This is a genomic window from Sulfuricaulis sp., from assembly GCF_040901545.1.
In the GTDB taxonomy this organism is placed as follows: Bacteria; Pseudomonadota; Gammaproteobacteria; order Acidiferrobacterales; family Sulfurifustaceae; genus Sulfuricaulis.
In genome coordinates this window covers 30,212-47,728 of the sequence record NZ_JBBDYL010000005.1, presented here as the reverse complement: position 1 = coordinate 47,728, position 17,517 = coordinate 30,212, and the positions used below count along the sequence as shown (strand labels likewise).

Sequence of the window (17,517 nt, the reverse complement as noted above, 5' to 3'; positions counted from 1 at the left end):
CTCGGTTTTAATTCTGTAAATCCTGTTAATCCTGTCCATTTTTAATCCTTGAATTCCGAGACGCGGATGCGGCCGTTGATCAGGCGGGCTTCGCGGCTTTCGACTAGCTTCATCTTGTCCCAGAATGCCCGGCGCAAACCGAAATCCGCCGCGATCGCGGTGCCGATGAGCAGGATATACAGATCGGCACATTCCTCGGCCAGTGCCGCTTTGGATTTTCCCTTGGCGACACAAGCCGAGATCTCGCCGAGTTCTTCGGCCATGAGCGCGACGCGATAGGCGAGCTCTTCACCGCCGGTTTCACGGAAACGGTGTTTGGCATGAAACGCCTGCACCGTGGTGAGCATGTCCTGATACGAATCGGTATTCATATGAAAAAACCAGAATGGACAGGATTAACATGATTTACAAGATTAAAACAAAAGTAATCACAAGTCCCCGATTTTTCTCGAATCCTGTTAGTCCTGTAAATCCTGTCTATTTTCTCAGCCTTGCAGCCGTGAAATATCCGCGACGTTCAGAAACAAATTGCTCAGGCGGTTCAGCAGCGCCAGCCGATTATGGCGCACCGCGCTGTCATCCACCATCACCATGACCTTATCGAAAAATTCATCCACGACCGGGCGCAATCCGGCCAGGCGCTTGAGCGTCTCCGCATAGTTGCCCGCTTTGATCAGCGGCGCCACCCGTCCTTCCAGCTTCTGCACCGCCTTCGAGAGTTTCCGCTCCGCGGGCTCGGTCAGTTGGTTGACGTTCACCTCAAGAGCGGGCGTGCCCCCCGCCTGGCGCAGGATATTCCGAATGCGCTTGTTGGCCGCGGCCAGTGCCTGGGCCTGGGGCAGCGCGCGAAATTCCTTGAGCGCCTTGAGGCGCGGCAACACCTGATCCAGCCGCGTGGGCGGTGGCGTGAGCACCGCGTCGATTTCATCCGGTTCAAAGTTTTTCTCGCGCAAATAAGGTTTCAGGCGCTCCAGCATGAAGCCATGAAGCTCCGGGGCAACACTCCCGGCAACAACACCGTCCGGAAATTGGCTGGCTGCAAGGGAGAGCAGCTCCACTACATCAAGCGGCAGGGACTTCTCCGCGAGGATGCGCACCACGCCCAAAGCCGCACGTCGCAGTCCATAAGGATCTTTTTCACCGGTCGGCACCAGTCCGATCCCGTAAATGCCGACCAGGGTGTCGAGCTTGTCCGCAAGCGCCACGCACACGGATATGGATTGTTTGGGCAACGCGCCGGCGGCGGTACGCGGGTAATAATGCTGTTCAATGGCCTCCGCGACCTCGACCGCTTCGCCCTCGTGGCGCAAGTAGTACCGCCCCATGATGCCCTGCAATTCCGGGAATTCACCCACCATCTCGGTCAGCAGGTCGGCCTTGCACAGCGAGGCGGCGCGTTCGACAAGAATTTCATCGGCTTTCAGCCGTCGCGCGATCGCCACGGAAAGTTTCGTCAGCCGTTGCGTGCGCTTGAGCTGGCTGCCGAGCCGGTTGTGATAAACCACCTCCGCCAGCCGCGGCACGCGATCGGCGAGACTGGTTTTGCGATCCTGATCGTAGAAAAACTTGGCATCGGACAGCCGCGCCCGCAGCACGCGCTCGTTGCCGTGAATCACCGCTTTTGGATCCGACGGATTCATGTTGCTGACAAAAAGAAAAGACGCGAGCAGCTTCCCTTGTTTGTCGACCAGCGGAAAATATTTCTGGTGCTGCTGCATGCTGAAAATCAGGCACTCCCGCGGCACGCTCAGAAATGCCTGGTCGAATTTGCCCGCCAGCACCACCGGATACTCGACGAGGCTGGTGACTTCCTCCTCGAGTTCCGCGGCCTTGCCGATCCCCCAACTCGCGGCCGGGGCGACTTTTTTCGCCTCCCGGTCCAGCATTTTCGCGATGATTTCCCGGCGTCCCTCGAAGGAGGCGACTACCTTGCCTTGCTGTTTCAGAATTTTTTCGTAGTCACCGGCGCGGGGAATGGTGATTGCACCGTTACTCAGGAAACGGTGGCCGCGCGTCTTGTTGCCGCTCGGGAGCCCAAGCACCACGCCCGGCACGACCTGGTTCCCGTGCAGCAAAATGACCCCGTGCACCGGACGCACGAATTGCGCCTCGCCAGCGCCCCAGCGCATGAGTTTGGGCACCGGGAGTTTCACGAGCGCCAATTCGACGATGGCGGCAAGATGCTGCTTCAGCGGCGTGCCTTTCTGCCGGGAGGCGTAAACGAAATATTCCCCCTTGTCGCCGGAGCGCTTCCCGAGTTTCGCCACGGCCACACCGCAGGATTTGGCGAAACCCAGCAGCGCCGGCGTCGGCTTGCCCGCGGCGTCCAGCCCCGCCGTCACCGCCGGACCTCTGCGCTCCACCACGCGTTCGGGTTGCTTGTCGAGCACCCGCGTCACCAGGACGGCCAGTCGCCGGGGGGTGGCGTAAGGCCGTGGTTCGGCACCCGCGGCCAGTAAATTCTTTTCATTCAACCCGTCAAAAATATTCTTGCTGAACGCCTCCATGAGCCGGAACAGCGCCTTGGGCGGCAACTCTTCCGTGAGCACTTCGATCAGCAGGGTTTGATGAGCCCCGACCCGGGCCGGGCGGCGGGTGGCGCGCCGTTTCCTGCTGCGAGTGGAAGGGCCGGGCACGATTATTTCGCCTTTTTCCGCTGGAGCATGGGGAATCCCAAGCGCTCGCGCGCAGCGTAATAGTTCTGGGCGACCAGGCGCGCGAGCTGGCGCACGCGACCGATGTAGGTAGCACGCTCGGTGGTGGAAATGGCGCCGCGCGCGTCCAGCAGGTTGAAGGTGTGCGAACACTTTATCACCATCTCGAAAGCCGGCAGCGGAAGATTCAGCTCCATCAGTCGCCGGGCCTCGGTTTCGTAATCGGTGAATTGTTGAAGCAGCCACGTGACATTTGAATGCTCGAAATTGTATTTCGATTGTTCGACCTCGTTCTGATGATAAACGTCCCCGTACGAAACCCCACGGGTCCACACGAGGTCAAAGACGTTCTCCACCTCCTGCAGATACATGGCGAGACGCTCCAGGCCGTAAGTAATCTCACCCAACACCGGTTTGCACGGCAGACTGCCGACTTCCTGGAAATAGGTGAACTGTGTGATCTCCATGCCGTCGAGCCACACTTCCCAACCCAGGCCCCAGGCACCGAGCGTGGGTGATTCCCAGTCATCCTCGACAAAACGAATATCGTGATTTTTCGTGTCTACGCCGATGGCGCGCAGCGAATCCAGATATAAATCCTGAATGCCATCGGGCGAGGGCTTGAGCACCACTTGGAATTGGTAATAGTGCTGCAGGCGGTTCGGATTTTCGCCATAGCGGCCGTCCTTCGGTCGCCGCGACGGCTGCACGTAGGCCGCCTTCCACGGTTCGGGTCCGAGCGCGCGCAGAAACGTGGCGGTATGAAACGTGCCCGCGCCCATTTCCATGTCGTAGGGCTGCAGCATGACGCAACCCTGGCGGGCCCAGTACCGGGACAACTCAAAAATTAGATCCTGGAAAGTCACGAATAGATCAGGTGGAACAACCGGATTGTTTGCCCGGGATTATACCTTTCCCCGTGCCCGGGTACACCGCGCGTTCAGCGCGTTTGGCCCGGGATAGATCGATCTTCGACCGGCGGCAGTTTTTCCACCAGCGGTGGCGTTGAAGAATTATCGGGGGACTCGCTCGTTCCATTCCCGTTTTCCGGCGGCAAGGCAAACATCTCAAAGGGTCGCGGGCGGACCGCTTCCGCGGCGTCGCCCGGAAAACGCATAAGCAGGCTTGACAGTCTTCTGGATCGTTTTTCAAAATAACGGCTGCGGGTGACCGGATTGTTTTTCACCGGACTGGGAAGCGTCGCGGCCAGCTCCGCCGCTTGCGCCACCGTCAGTCTGTCTGGCGTGATTCCCCAATAGACGAGTGCGGCGGACTGCGCGCCATAAATGCCATGGCCGAACTGGGCGATATTGAGGTAGAGCTCAAGGATGCGCCGCTTGGACAAACTGCGTTCCATGCCCCAGGTCAAAATCAGCTCATGCCATTTGCGCAAAGGATTTCGTGACGGACTCAAGAACAGGTTCTTCACCGTCTGTTGCGAGATGGTGCTCGCGCCCAACACGAAACGGCCTTCGCTCAGGTTGTAGTCCATGGCCTCCTTGAAGGCGATGAGGTCGAATCCGCTGTGTTCGTAGAAACGGCTGTCCTCGGCAAGGATCACGGCGCGGATCAGGTGCTTGGGAATTGAGTTAATGGAAACGGGTTGCCAATTCAGGCGCGGCCAATTTTTTTCCTCGGCACGCTGCTTCTCGTACGCAACCATAAAAGCCGATTTCGGCACCGGGCCATCGGCCAGCTTCTTCCAGTCCGGCCACGTGATCCCGAGGTAAAACAGGTCAACAACTAAAAGCAGCAGCAGAATCCGGAATGCCCAGCGCAATATGCGCCCCGACCGGCGCAGGTATTCCCTGAAACCGCGTCTTCCGCGGCGTCGCTTCAAGAATAAGCCGTGCGAAAACATCTGTATCCGTAAACTCACCGATGACCGCCGTGGAATCTCAATTTTAGCACTGCCATGGAAGCTGTCCGGACCGTATAGCCTGGACCGCGGCACGCCTGTCACGGAAAACGCCAACGTTTCCAGGGCCCATAAAACAATCAAAGGGGGGACCGCCGTGGCAGAGATTAAGATGGACAGAGTGGATGCGATTCGTTATTGTTTGCGCGTTTCTGGGTAACGCCTGAGTCACCACGGGGGAAGAACCCGGTCCCTATGAAGACCGGCATAACAATAAAATGGGCCCGCAAGGGCCCTTTTTTGTGGGCCCCGGTTATCTCGAAGCCGCCTGACAGCCGCGATTGCATCCGGACCCGCGTTGGGCCATTCGATTCAGATTTCTGCATCGTACATTTTTCTTATCCCGGTATTCATTGATTACGCGCGCGGCCGTAGCACATCACACGAGCAACCCCGGATCGCCCGCGATAATCCACCGGCGTGCCGGATGCCGTCAATTGCGCTAGTATTTCTTCAGCCAGTTTTAGTAACGGTGTTTTCATGACAATCCGACCTGCACCGACAACCAAGCTCGATCATTCACCCGTGTCTCCGACTTCGGGAGAACCGCGCAAAGCGGTTGCGCTGATTTCGGGCGGGCTTGATTCCATGCTCGCGGCCCGAGTCATGCTGGACCAAAATATCCACGTTGAGGGGATCAACTTTTATACCGGCTTTTGCGTGGAAGGGCATACGCACGCGATTCGCCGTCAAGCGCAAGCCAAGCCAAAGCGCAACAACGCCCTGTGGACGGCGGAACAGCTCGGCATCAAGCTGCACATCATCGAAGTCATCGAGGAATACAAGGAAGTTGTCATCAATCCCAAACACGGTTATGGCGCCAATCTCAATCCCTGTCTCGACTGCAAGGGATTCATGGTGCGCAAGGCGCGTGAATGGATGGAACGGAACGATTTTGATTTCATTATTACCGGCGAGGTACTGGGCCAGCGCCCGATGTCGCAGCGCAGGGACACCATGCCGGTGGTGGCGCGCGAGTCCGGCGCGTTCGACCGGTTGCTGCGGCCGCTGTGCGCCAAGCTGCTGCCGGAAACGTTGCCGGAACGTGCAGGCTGGGTGGACCGCAGCAAGCTGCTCGATTTCAACGGCCGCAGCCGCAAACCGCAAATGGCGCTGGCAAAGCAATACGGTTTCTCGGATTATGCCCAACCCGCGGGCGGCTGCTGCTTTCTCACCAATGAGCAGTATTCACGCAAGCTGGCGGACCTGTGGGCCGCGCGCGGCACCAAACAGTACGAATTCGACGACATCATGCTGCTCAAGGTCGGCCGCCACCTGCGTCCGCGGCCGCATTTCAAGCTGATCGTCGGCCGCGACGAGGGCGAGAATAATTTTCTGAACGGGTACCGGAAAAACTTCATGCATCTCTATGCCACGAGTCACGAAGGCCCGCTGGTCCTGATCGAAGGGACCGTGACCGAGACTGATCTGGAGCTGGCGGCGCGACTGACCGCACGCTTCGGCCGGGGTCGTGATGCCACATCGGTGACCCTCACCGTGACCGACACCGCGGGGCATAGCCGCGTGCTGCATGTGGCCCCGCTCGCTGCCAGCGACGTGCCTGCCGAGTGGTACTTGTGAGCCATTTTGTGCTGGACGCGCGGAACTTGCTGTGCCCGATGCCCGTGATCCGGACGCAAAACCGGGTTGCCGAGCTCGGCCCGGGGGATGTCTTGGAGGTGCGGGCTACCGACCCCGGAACACTGCAAGACATACCCGCCTGGTGCCGGATACACGGTCACGAGATGCTCTCGGTCTCGAAAAATGAGGGTGAGATTACGTTAACACTCCGCGTGAGAGCGGCATGAGCCGCGGAGATGGCGACCGCGCAGCGCGGTGCCGGACGACCGCCGGGGGCGGAGCCGGAGCCCCACGCCGTGGGGATGCGACCCCGAGGCGGGATGAAGGCGCGCTCCCTGCGGTCGTTGGCGTCGCCTGTGCTGGCCGATCCCGCTACGCGGGTCCCTCGGGCGACGCTCCGGGGCGCCCCCCGCGCAAAACGCGGGGATGCGACCGGCGAATTGCCGCCGGCCGCCGACAATACGATATATCAAATTTGCGCGACCTGTCGGAGGCGGCGGCATGAGCAACGCCCGGTCACATAGCGATATCGACACCACGAGCACCGAACGTTATGCCGCCAGCCGCCGGGTGACGCTTGTCAGCGTGCTTTGGAACCTGGTGCTTGCCGTGTCCCAGGTCATTATCGGCCTCGTGGGGAATTCCCAGGCGCTGGTGGCCGACGGCATGCACACGCTGTCCGATGTTATTACCGATTTCATGGTGCTGTTCGCGCTGAAACACGGGCGCAAGGACGCAGATGCGGAACACCCTTACGGACACGCCCGTTTCGAAACCGCCGTCACCCTGCTTCTCGGAATCATGCTGATTGTGGTCGGGGCCGGCATTGCCATTAACGCCGGAATTCGCCTGACTACGGCCCAGACCTTCGTCATTCCCGCGGCGGTGACGTTTTGGGTCGCCATGACGACACTCGCCGCCAAGGAAGGGCTTTACCGTTACACCATGCTGACCGCCAAACGATTCGACTCAAACATGCTGCGGGCCAATGCCTGGCATCACCGGTCCGACGCCCTGTCTTCGCTCATCGTCGCGGCCGGCATCGGCGGCAGCCTGCTCGGGTTTGGCTTTCTGGATTCGGTTGCCGCGATCGTGGTGGCGCTCATGGTGATCAAGGTCGGCGGGGAACTCGCCTGGCTAGCACTGCGTGAATTGGTGGACACCGGGCTTGCCCCCGATCAACTCGAATCCATCCGCCGGGTCATTCTTTCCATCAGTGGCGTAAAGGCCCTGCACCTGTTGCGTACCCGGCGCGTGGGTGAAAAGGCCCTTGCCGACGTGCACATCATCGTGGATGATCACCTGAGCGTCTCGGAAGGCCATCAGATCGGCGAAACGGTGCGTGCGCGGTTGATCGAGGAAATCGCGCCGATGGCCGATGTCATGGTACACATCGATACCGAAGAGGATATCGATGACGCGAGCTGTCTTGACCTGCCGACACGACAGGAAGTGGAGCGGCGGCTAAAAAAATATTTCGCTCACATCCCTGAAGCGCGCCAGATAGAGCAAACGACGCTGCATTATCTGAAGGGACGCATCGACATTGAACTGCTGCTCCCGCTGACTGCTGTCGCCGATGCCACGGGAGCGCAGGATCTTGCGCGGCGATTCGCCGAAGCCAGCCAGGCAGACCAAGACATTGGCCGGGTGGAATTAAAGTTTCATTAATGCACTATTACGGTGCATAATAGAAAATTCATGCACCGTAATAGTGCAAATGCGCTGCTATTTTATCCGCTCTTTCATACTAACTATATGAATTTACGTCACTTTATGCATGGCATGTTTCATGCAAAAATACGCACTCAATTTCCAGCTGTCATTAACGGCTAACACTACCATTTCCGAGGAGGAATTCTGATGTCGCCCGGTGCAGACGTTCTCAAAATGATCAAAGACAAGAAGGTCAAGTTCATCGACTTTCGCTTTACCGACACCAAGGGCAAGGAACAACACGTTTCCGTGCCGGCCAGTACCATCGAGGCGGATACGTTCGAGCACGGAAAAATGTTCGATGGCTCCTCGATCTCCGGCTGGAAAGGCATCCAGGAGTCCGACATGATTTTGATGCCGGAAGCCGACACAGCGGTCCTCGACCCATTCATGGAAGAGCCGACCCTGATCCTGCGTTGCGATGTCATCGAGCCCAACACCATGCAGGGTTACGAGCGCGACCCGCGGTCGCTTGCCAAGCGCGCCGAGGCGTATCTCAAGAGTACCGGCATTGCCGACACCGCCTACTTCGGGCCCGAGGCCGAGTTCTTCATTCTCGATGACGTGCGCTGGGGCGCCGACATGAGCGGCTCGTTCGTCAAGATCGATTCCGAAGAAGCGTCCTGGAACACGGAAAAGGTCTATGAAGGCGGCAACCTCGGGCACCGGCCGAATATCAAAGGCGGTTACTTCCCGGTCCCCCCCGTGGATTCACAGCAGGACATCCGCTCGGCAATGTGTCTGGCGATGGAAGAGATGGGCGTCAAGATCGAAACCCATCATCATGAAGTGGCGACCGCCGGTCAGAACGAGATCGGCATGCTGTTCAATACCCTCGTGAAGAAGGCCGACGAGCTGCAAATCTACAAATACTGCGTGCACAACGTGGCCCACAGCTACGGCAAAACCGCGACCTTCATGCCCAAGCCAATCGTCGGCGACAACGGTTCCGGCATGCACGTGCACCAGTCGCTCGCGAAAGACGGCAAGCCCCTGTTCAGCGGAAACGAATACGGCGGGCTGTCGCAGACAGCACTCTTTTACATCGGCGGAATCATCAAGCACGCCCGTGCCTTGAATGCGTTCTGCAATTCGACCACCAACAGCTACAAGCGTCTGGTGCCGGGCTTCGAGGCACCGACCTTGCTTGCCTATTCGGCACGCAATCGTTCCGCCTCGATCCGTATTCCGTACGTCTCGAATCCGAAAGGTCGGCGCATCGAGGTACGCTTTCCGGACTCCGCCGGCAATCCGTATTTCACATTTGCCTCCATGATGATGGCGGGTCTCGATGGCATCCAGAATAAAATCCATCCGGGTGAAGCCATGGACAAGGATCTCTACGACCTGCCGCCGGAAGAGGAAAAGAAGATTCCGACCGTGTGCCACGCGCTGGACATGGCGCTGGAAGCACTTAACAAGGATCGCGCCTTCCTCAAGGCCGGGGGCGTGTTCACCGACGACGTGATCGATGCCTACATCGGACTTAAGATGAGCGATGTCACGCGCTTGCGCATGACGACCCACCCGATCGAGTTCGACATGTATTACAGCGTTTAAAGGGACGCCAGGTCGTTGCATCATCCACGAACGCCCCCTCCTGGGGGCGTTCGTTTTCAAAGGATTGTGTTGAGTCGATTAATGCACCAAAATGGTGCATGATAGAATGATACACGGAGTATCTTTATAACCCATTTATTCATAAGGAAAACTGATCGACGTGACGCATGCGCTTTCCGATCATAGCCGCCATCGAAGCTTACCCATGTCCACCGGACTGCCTCCGCACATACTGGAAAATCTGACCACGGCGGTGCTGACGTTCGATGCCGACTTGCGGCTCACCAGCATCAATCCCGCGGGCGAAATGCTGTTTGAAGTCAGCGCGAAGAAAATCATCGGGCGCCATATCGCCGAGTTATTGCCGCATTCCCGCCGTTTGGTAGCGAACCTCCGTCAAACGCTGGCCGGCCGGCAACCTCTGACCGCGCGCGGGGTACGGCTGAAACTGCCGGGAGAGAGAACCATCACGGTGGATAGCACCGTGTCACCGCTTGTCGACAGCGGCAGCGAAGCGGTGTCACTGCTGGTGGAGCTCACGCAGGTCGACCGTCTGCTGCGCCTCGCACGCGAGGAAAACATGCTTGACCGGCAGGCGGCAAACCGCGCCGTGATGCGCGGGCTGGCGCACGAGATCAAAAATCCGCTCGGTGGATTGCGCGGTGCCGCCCAGCTTTTGCAACGCGAACTCCCCGACAAGGCGCTGCGGGAATACACCCGCATCATCATTCACGAGGCGGATCGATTGCGTAATCTGGTGGACCGCATGATGGGACCGCACCAGCCGCTGAAATTAAAACCGGTTAACATCCATGAAATTCTGGAACACGTCCGCAAGCTGATCCTGGTGGAAGTCCCCGTCGGACTTGACATCGAATGCCAGTACGATCCCAGCCTTCCGGATTTCGATGGCGAGCCGGAACTGCTGACGCAGGCGGTGCTCAACATGGTGCGCAACTCGGTCGAGGCGATGCAGCACAAGGGACTTATCCGCTTGCGCACGGGTGTCGAGCGCAGTTTCACCATCGGCCAGAAATGCCATCGTCTCGTATTGCGTGCCGATATCGAGGATACCGGTCCCGGTATACCGGAATCGTTGCAGGACCAAATTTTTTATCCGATGGTCACGTCCAAACCCGGCGGTACCGGCCTCGGTCTGTCCATCGCGCAGGATGTCATCGCCAAACACGGCGGGCTGATTGAATGCCGCAGCCGACCGGGACAAACCGTATTCAGCATTTATCTCCCCCTGGTGAAAAATCATGGCTAGGCAGGACATCGTGTGGGTCATTGACGACGATCGTTCGATCCGCTGGGTCCTGGAAAAAGCCCTCGGCCAGGCTGATATGAACGTCAGGAGTTTCGACTCCGCGAATGAAATCGACGAGCTGCTCGAACGGCAACGCCCGGACGTGGTCATTTCCGACATCCGCATGCCGGGGGTGGGCGGGCTGGAAGTGCTCAAGATCGTGCACGCCAAGGCGCCGGAAATCCCGGTCATCATCATCACCGCGCACACCGACCTGGAAAGCGCGGTGGCATCCTACCGCGGCGGCGCGTTCGAATATCTGCCCAAACCGTTTGACGTGGACGAAGCGGTGCGACTCACCCGCCGCGCCATCGAGCATCGCCGCCGGCAAAAATCGGCGGCGCCAGTCGGCGAACAAACCCCTGAAATCATCGGTTCAGCGGCTTCGATGCAGGAGGTCTTCCGCGCGATCGGGCGGCTGTCCGGGTCGCACCTCAGTGTACTGATCAACGGTGAATCCGGAACCGGCAAGGAACTGGTCGCGCGCGCGTTGCACAATCACAGTCCGCGCTCGGAGAAATCTTTTATTGCCATCAATATCGCGGCGATCCCGGGCGAGCTGCTTGAATCCGAGCTCTTCGGCCATGAAAAAGGCGCCTTTACCGGCGCCACGCAGCTGCGCCAGGGTCGCTTTGAGCAAGCCAACGGGGGGACTTTGTTTCTGGACGAAATCGGCGATATGCCACCGGGACTGCAAACCCGTTTGTTGCGCGTGCTCCAGGACGGAAAATTCTACCGGGTGGGAGGACACGATCAGGTGGAAACCAATGTTCGCATCATCGCTGCCACCAACCAGAATCTGGAAAATCGCGTGAAAGACGGGCGATTCCGCGAGGACCTGTTTCACCGCTTAAATGTGATCCGCATCCATTTGCCCGCGATACGCGAGCGCCGCGAGGATATTCCGGAACTCGCGCTGCATTTCATGAAAAAATCCGCCGCCGAACTGGGAGTGGAAACCAAACAGCTGACGCCGCAGGCGATGGAGTACCTGAGCGCCCTTCCCTGGCCGGGCAACGTGCGCCAACTGGAAAATACCTGTCGCTGGCTGACCGTGATGGCGCCCGGTCAGACCGTGCGCGTGGAAGATTTGCCTCAGGAACTGCTGGCCATGGACGGTGACATCACCCGCGAGTCCGAGTGGGAAGGCCGGCTCAAGAGCATTGTCGAACAGCGTCTCGCCCGCGGTGAGGGAGAAATTTTCAAGGACATCAATAACAGTTTTGAACGCATCCTTATCGAGGCTGCCCTCAAGCATTGCGGCGGACGCAAATTGGACGCGGCAAAAAAACTGGGGTGGGGGCGCAATACGCTCACCCGCAAGCTCAAGGATCTCGGTTTGGCGTAATATCCCGGCGGCACCGTCTCCGGTTGGGTCGGAATATTTCGGTGTTTCTCCCGGCAGGTTGGTACACCGCCGGGGCAATCAAATCAGCCGCTCGTCGGTCTGCATGACAAGCGAATTTCGGTGTGGCTGGATTCCCCGGAATTGCTGGCTAGGCTTTCCCCTTACAAATACGGCGGATCATGATGAACCGGGGTTTGAAACAGGGTCCGTCGCGGCGTCCGCGCATGCCGATTAAAACAGCGGTTGGGATTCGGGTTTTCGGGAAAGGGAGCGTCGCTGAATATGAAAATGAAAACCGCGCAGGGAGTATTGCTGGCAGTTCTCATCATTCATGCGACGTCATTATTGGCGGCAGATTCCTCAGACTCCAGAATGCCGTCCATTCGGTCGATCGCGAACGCCTTCAAAAAAGCCGCATTTACGGAGCCCACAACCGCAACGCAACCACTCTGGCCGCGCGTCTGCCTGAAACACCGGTAGCGCTGATATTCACCGCCCCGCCGCGCGAGACACCCGATGAAGGTAAAAAAATCTACCAGCCGATCGCCGAGTTTCTGAGCAAGGCGCTGGGGAAAAAGGTCGTGTACCAGCATCCGGAAACCTGGGGGCTGTATCGCACGAAAATGCTCAACGGCAGCTACGACCTCATTTTCGACGATCCGCACTTCGCCAGCTACCGCGTGGAAAATCTCAATTACACCATCCTCGTCAAGCTTCCCGAGCAAAACGAATTAGCCGTCTTCGTCAGCAACCAGACCGCGGCGCGCGACGTCAGGCACATGGCGGGGCGTACTTTTTGCACCCACGCGCCACCGGATCTCGGCGCGTTGGTGTTGTTGAGCCAGTTTGACAACCCCGCCCGTCAACCGGTGATCGTCGACACCAAAGGGTGGGAGCAGATCTATAACGGTGTGATCGCCGGTAAATGCGACGGCGGGGTCATGCCGCTTCCCAATCTCAAAAAATTCGACCGCGCGAATCTAACCCGGATTATCTACATAACCATGGCCATGCCGAATCAGGCCGTTTCCTCCGGACCTCACGTGTTGCCCGACGATCAAACCAAGATCGTCCGGGCCCTGCTTGCCCCCGAGGCGGATGCTTCCACCGCCGGGCTGCGTGCGGCCTACAAGGCCGGTAACCGGTTTGTACCCGCCAGCAATCAGGAATACCGCGGCCTGGCGAAATTTCTTCGCAATGAATGGGGCTACTACTGAGACGTGGCCGGCACGGTTGACGCGCGCTAACCGGAAACCATAAATTATCGGACAACCAGGAGGTTTTATGTACAGTTTAAAAAAATCAAGAACAACCGTCGCGACCGGCATGATTTCCCTCGGGGTGCTGCTGCTGACAGCGCCCATCAGCGCTGGCGCGGATGAAAAGTCCACACTGGGAAAACCGCCGGCCGCACGAAAAGCCGCATTTATACCACCCGAGAATGCCGCCAGTCGTTCCCCCGCGCTCGAAGGGATCGTCCGTGGCGCGCCCGCGGGACGCGACAGTGTCCTGGTATTCAGTGCACCGCCGCGCGAGGCAAAAGCGGACAGCGCTCGCATCTATCAGCCGATTGCGGAATATCTGTCGCGCGTCACCGGTAGAACTATCGTGTACCAGCGCCCGGCCGATTGGCTCACCTACCAGATGGAAATGCTGCGCGGCAGTTATGACATCATCTTCGATGAGCCGCATCTCAACAGCTGGCGGATATCGAACCTGCGACACAGCGTGCTGGTGAAGATTGCCGATGAATTTGCGTACACAGTCGTGGTGCACAAGGACAACAAAAGCATCTCGACCATTAAACAACTCGCGGGACAGACCGTTTGCGCGATGGATCCTCCCAATCTGGGGACACTGGCCGTGCTCAGTAAGTTCGATAACCCCGTCCGCCAGCCGATGATTGTCAACAGCGGAAGCTGGACAAAAGCTTACGAGGGTGTTGCGACCGGGAACAAATGCGAGGCCGCGATTGTCCCGCTCGCCATTCTGGAGAAACTTTCCGACAGCGAAAACACCGTACACGTCATTTACAAAACCAAAACGCTGCCTAACCAGGCGTTCTCCGCCGGGCCACGTCTCTCATCGGTAGACCAGGCAAGAATCTCCACGGGGCTGCTCTCAAGGGAAGGAAAAACCGCCACCGCCCGGCTGATGGAAACCTATGCTTCCACCAAGGGGCTGGTCTACGCCAACGACAAAGATTACGCCGGACTCGACGTGTACCTGAAGGACAGCTGGGGCTACGCGCGCTAGCGCGGAAATCTCTGGTTAATTAATTTCACCGATGTGGGGCGCTGGTGAAGCGCGCTGGCTTCAGCCGGATGCTTGCAGTCGCTGTGCTAGCGCCTTGACCTGCATGGGATCATCCACTCCCTTAAACACCACCTCGATCCCGCTACCGCCGGCACTGGAAAACTCAACATCGCCCACGTTCACGAGGCGATGCCATAATGTTTGATTTACGTTGATGTTGCGCAGATCCTTGATCCGGATCGACTGCACCTTGCGCGCAATGATCCCTTCGCGGCTTTCGATCGTCGCATCGTCTATTTTGTAACGCCACGAATACCGGCGGAATATAACCACCACCATCAAGTAGACAAACACCGCACCAATCACCACATAAACCACGCGCAGGTTCTCGGGGGAAAAATATTGATGGCCCTTGTAGACGGCCAATATGAAAACGAAGGGCAGCAAGAACATAATACCGATCTGCCACCACTGATTCAGCCACGCCGGACGCGCACTGTAGTTCATAGTTTCTTTCTCCGAGGTTGGTTCGGGGGGTTCTTCCTTATTTTCACGCGAAGCGAGGTATTTGTAGTCTTTCATACGCGCTTAAAGCCTGTTGTTCCGCTCATTATTTACCCTTGGACTTCAATAACTCTGTAAGTCGGTACGGCACCGCTAGATCGCTCTCGGTGAGCCAGAGCCTAAGAGCCTCTGCTCCCTCCTTCATAAGTTGCTGACCTTCAGGTTCAGCCGAAGCTTTGATTACCTCTTTTAAAAGGGCTTCTGCCTCTTTATCAGTGTATTCGCCAAGTTCATTTTGGAGCATTTCGTTAAATAGCAACATTGTTGTCTGTTGATCGACACCCTTAACTTGGCAGACCATATCAACCGCCCCAAACATGTAGAGAAGAATTGTCATTCCATGACTAGAGCTTTTCTCGTCAATACCACTTAGCGGTATGAAGGATGCCTCAATAAACTTTTCTAAGATCGCGCGAACATGCGCAACATTGTTACTTTCTTCACGCTTACCAAAAAGTTTTCTAAAAAAACTCATGTTCCCCTATTGCTGTGAGTTTACGAGTTCGTCGCAAGGTGAATTGATCATTCCGCAAGATACCTTTTAATCATGGCATGATGCTCATTAAATTTTTTATTAAGCAGGGCACGAAGATCAGCAAGGCCGGGTTGCGTTAATAATCTATCAAACGCGTGAGCCGTGAGGTTTAACTGGCGACAGTACTTATCAATCACCGTTGGGGGAGCAACGCGATATTTATTTGCGACATTATGCGTTGCTTCTTGTCGACTAAGACCCTCTTTTCGGACGATATGTACAACTTCAAGAATCTGCCTAAGCGCTATCGGCATTCCGGTAGGCATGATAGGTAAATCTAAACCATTATTGCGAACTACGGATATACGTATAGACCCTGATTTATCCCCCAACAATTCCTTTCGCAGTACTGTATTTGGAGTATCAACGAATGGTTCCGCTTTTCCCTTAAGATAATGAAAGATTTCATCATCTACTTCGATTCGATGCATACGCATGGTGCTTCCCTCTAATTCCAACGAGAAACTAAATTTACTATTAGTATAATTAGTATGTCAAGTAATTTTAGGTAAAATGGACGCCACTGGGGGTTTTTTAGAATCCCGTATGGCGCGCCCGAGCATCGCCAGCCTTTGCCCACCAGCCCGAAGGGGCGCGGGCGGGAAAGCCCGCGCGTCATGCACGGCACAGGGAAGTGCCGTTGCGCGACCTGCACGGCAAAGGCGCGAAGCACAGGACAAGCGCGTCATCCGGGCGGCATTTTCTTTCGTGACTTTCTTTTGGCCGAACAAAAGAAAGTCACCCAGGGTGCAGGGGTGGAGCTACCCGCAAATAGCTTTTCAAAATAAAAGCCGCCAAAGGCGGCTTTTACTCATTTACACCCTGGATTCCGGCTTTTGCCGGAATGACATTCTTAATTCAAGGCTCGCCTCGCGAGCTTGGGCAGATCCCCTTCCAATCCACTCGCCCTGCGCATAATAAAATTTTTGATGGGTGTCGCGGCATTGGTGAGATCAAGCCCCAGATTCCGCAGCTGGCTAACTCCCGGGAGATCATTGCCAAAAAGATACTTAAACCCACCCGTGATGGAAATCATCGCGAGATTGTCGCCCTTGCGCCAGCGTTCGTAGCGCCGCAACACGGCGTGATCCCCGATGTCCTTATGGTTTGCTACGGCATCCAGCAATACCTCGGCCAATGTCGCAGCATCGAGGAAACCGAGGTTCACGCCCTGCCCGGCCAGCGGATGCACCGTGTGGGCGACATCGCCGATGAGCGCCAGATGCGGCGCGGTGTAGGTTTTGGCATGCGACAGCACCAGCGGAAATGCGGCACGCGGTGTGACCGTGTGAATATTTCCCAGGGATGATCCAAATGCTTGATGCAAATCTGGGATAAAAGCCGCGTCATCGAGCGCCATCAACTGCTCGGCCCGCGTATTGTCCGCCGACCAGACGATGGAACAGGTACGCGGCTCATCGAGCGGCAGGAAGGCCAGCGGCCCGGTCGCCAGAAACCGCTGGCGCGCGATATGCTCGTGCGGCCTTTCCGTTGTGACCGTCGCCACGATGCCTTGCTGATTGAGTTTAAGCGCATGGGTTTCGATACCGGCCGCCTGTCGCACGGCGGAGTCCGCGCCGTCGGCGCCGACCAGCAACCGCGTCTGCAGCAAGCGTCCATCTTGCAGCACGATCACTGCACCGTTATCCGCCAGCGTAATATCGCCGATCTCGACCGGGCACAGATAATGGACATTGGTGAACTGATGTAGCCGCTCGATGAGCGCCGTCTGGATCACGCTGTTCTCGACGATATAAGCGAGCGCCGGCTCGCCGATTTCGGCCGCATTGAAATGAATCGACCCGCCGTCGTTGCCGCTCCACACGTGCATCTCGCGCACCGGGGAGACACGCCGCCGTTCCATCCCAACCCAGGCACCGAGATTGTCAAACAAGGCGCGCGAAGCCAGCGTGATGGCGCTGACGCGCGGGTCATAATCTTTCTCCGGTGGCGGTGCCGCGCTCACGCGGTCGAGTACCGCAACCTTGAGGGGTGAATTTCCCAGTGCGACGGCCAGCGCGGTTCCCACCATGCCGCCCCCCACGATCACGATATCGAAGTTACTTTTCATGACAC

16 protein-coding genes are annotated in these 17,517 nt (G+C 57.5%); 8 read left to right on the top strand and 8 right to left on the bottom strand.

From position 1 onward, the window contains the following. Positions 1 to 41: 41 nt before the first annotated feature. From WD823_RS01320 to mtgA, 4 genes are all read right to left on the bottom strand, one after another. Complete coding sequence (locus WD823_RS01320) at positions 42 to 371, bottom strand: pyrophosphatase (protein ID WP_368427677.1); 330 nt, start codon at positions 369 to 371, stop codon at positions 42 to 44. A 114-nt stretch (positions 372 to 485) separates the two neighbouring features. Then, the gene (gene glyS, locus WD823_RS01315) at positions 486 to 2,636 is read right to left on the bottom strand and encodes a glycine--tRNA ligase subunit beta (RefSeq protein ID WP_368427676.1); all 2,151 of its coding nucleotides are present in this window, start codon (positions 2,634 to 2,636) and stop codon (positions 486 to 488) included. Positions 2,637 to 2,638: 2 nt separating this feature from the next. Next, the gene (gene glyQ, locus WD823_RS01310; RefSeq protein ID WP_368427675.1) at positions 2,639 to 3,520 is read right to left on the bottom strand and encodes a glycine--tRNA ligase subunit alpha; all 882 of its coding nucleotides are present in this window, start codon (positions 3,518 to 3,520) and stop codon (positions 2,639 to 2,641) included. Between the two features lie 74 nt (positions 3,521 to 3,594). Next, the gene (gene mtgA / locus WD823_RS01305) at positions 3,595 to 4,494 is read right to left on the bottom strand and encodes a monofunctional biosynthetic peptidoglycan transglycosylase (RefSeq protein ID WP_368427674.1); all 900 of its coding nucleotides are present in this window, start codon (positions 4,492 to 4,494) and stop codon (positions 3,595 to 3,597) included. Positions 4,495 to 5,052: 558 nt separating this feature from the next. Between mtgA and WD823_RS01300 the strand changes: the two genes are divergently transcribed. From WD823_RS01300 to WD823_RS01265, 8 genes are all read left to right on the top strand, one after another. Beyond that, positions 5,053 to 6,153 (top strand): tRNA (5-methylaminomethyl-2-thiouridylate)-methyltransferase, encoded by a 1,101-nt coding sequence (locus WD823_RS01300; protein ID WP_368427673.1) that lies wholly within the window; start codon positions 5,053 to 5,055, stop codon positions 6,151 to 6,153. Next, entirely contained in the window at positions 6,141 to 6,380 is a 240-nt protein-coding gene (locus WD823_RS01295) for a sulfurtransferase TusA family protein (RefSeq protein ID WP_368427672.1), read from the top strand. Before WD823_RS01300 ends, WD823_RS01295 begins: the two co-directional genes overlap by 13 nt. A 274-nt stretch (positions 6,381 to 6,654) precedes the next feature. Then, the gene (locus WD823_RS01290; protein WP_368427671.1) at positions 6,655 to 7,824 is read left to right on the top strand and encodes a cation diffusion facilitator family transporter; all 1,170 of its coding nucleotides are present in this window, start codon (positions 6,655 to 6,657) and stop codon (positions 7,822 to 7,824) included. 192 nt (positions 7,825 to 8,016) lie between these two features. Beyond that, positions 8,017 to 9,429 (top strand): glutamate--ammonia ligase, encoded by a 1,413-nt coding sequence (glnA, locus tag WD823_RS01285; protein WP_368427670.1) that lies wholly within the window; start codon positions 8,017 to 8,019, stop codon positions 9,427 to 9,429. Positions 9,430 to 9,634: 205 nt separating this feature from the next. Then, positions 9,635 to 10,699, top strand: coding sequence for a nitrogen regulation protein NR(II) (glnL, locus tag WD823_RS01280; protein WP_368427669.1), 1,065 nt, complete (start codon positions 9,635 to 9,637; stop codon positions 10,697 to 10,699). Beyond that, a complete protein-coding gene (gene ntrC, locus WD823_RS01275; RefSeq protein WP_368427668.1) occupies positions 10,692 to 12,086 on the top strand; it encodes a nitrogen regulation protein NR(I) in 1,395 nt (464 codons plus the stop codon). Before glnL ends, ntrC begins: the two co-directional genes overlap by 8 nt. 224 nt (positions 12,087 to 12,310) lie before the next feature. Continuing rightward, entirely contained in the window at positions 12,311 to 13,303 is a 993-nt protein-coding gene (locus WD823_RS01270; RefSeq protein WP_368427667.1) for a phosphate/phosphite/phosphonate ABC transporter substrate-binding protein, read from the top strand. A gap of 67 nt (positions 13,304 to 13,370) precedes the next feature. Beyond that, entirely contained in the window at positions 13,371 to 14,342 is a 972-nt protein-coding gene (locus WD823_RS01265) for a phosphate/phosphite/phosphonate ABC transporter substrate-binding protein (RefSeq protein WP_368427666.1), read from the top strand. A gap of 60 nt (positions 14,343 to 14,402) precedes the next feature. On the opposite strand, the gene WD823_RS01260 is transcribed toward WD823_RS01265, so the two are convergent. From WD823_RS01260 to WD823_RS01245, 4 genes are all read right to left on the bottom strand, one after another. After that, the gene (locus WD823_RS01260; protein ID WP_368427665.1) at positions 14,403 to 14,849 is read right to left on the bottom strand and encodes a PH domain-containing protein; all 447 of its coding nucleotides are present in this window, start codon (positions 14,847 to 14,849) and stop codon (positions 14,403 to 14,405) included. A gap of 103 nt (positions 14,850 to 14,952) precedes the next feature. Continuing rightward, the gene (locus WD823_RS01255) at positions 14,953 to 15,381 is read right to left on the bottom strand and encodes a hypothetical protein (protein ID WP_368427664.1); all 429 of its coding nucleotides are present in this window, start codon (positions 15,379 to 15,381) and stop codon (positions 14,953 to 14,955) included. A 47-nt stretch (positions 15,382 to 15,428) separates the two neighbouring features. Next, positions 15,429 to 15,878, bottom strand: a complete 450-nt coding sequence (locus tag WD823_RS01250; protein WP_368427663.1) for a hypothetical protein — start codon at positions 15,876 to 15,878, stop codon at positions 15,429 to 15,431. Between the two features lie 416 nt (positions 15,879 to 16,294). Then, positions 16,295 to 17,512 (bottom strand): UbiH/UbiF/VisC/COQ6 family ubiquinone biosynthesis hydroxylase, encoded by a 1,218-nt coding sequence (locus tag WD823_RS01245; RefSeq protein ID WP_368427662.1) that lies wholly within the window; start codon positions 17,510 to 17,512, stop codon positions 16,295 to 16,297. Between the last annotated feature and the right edge of the window lie 5 nt (positions 17,513 to 17,517).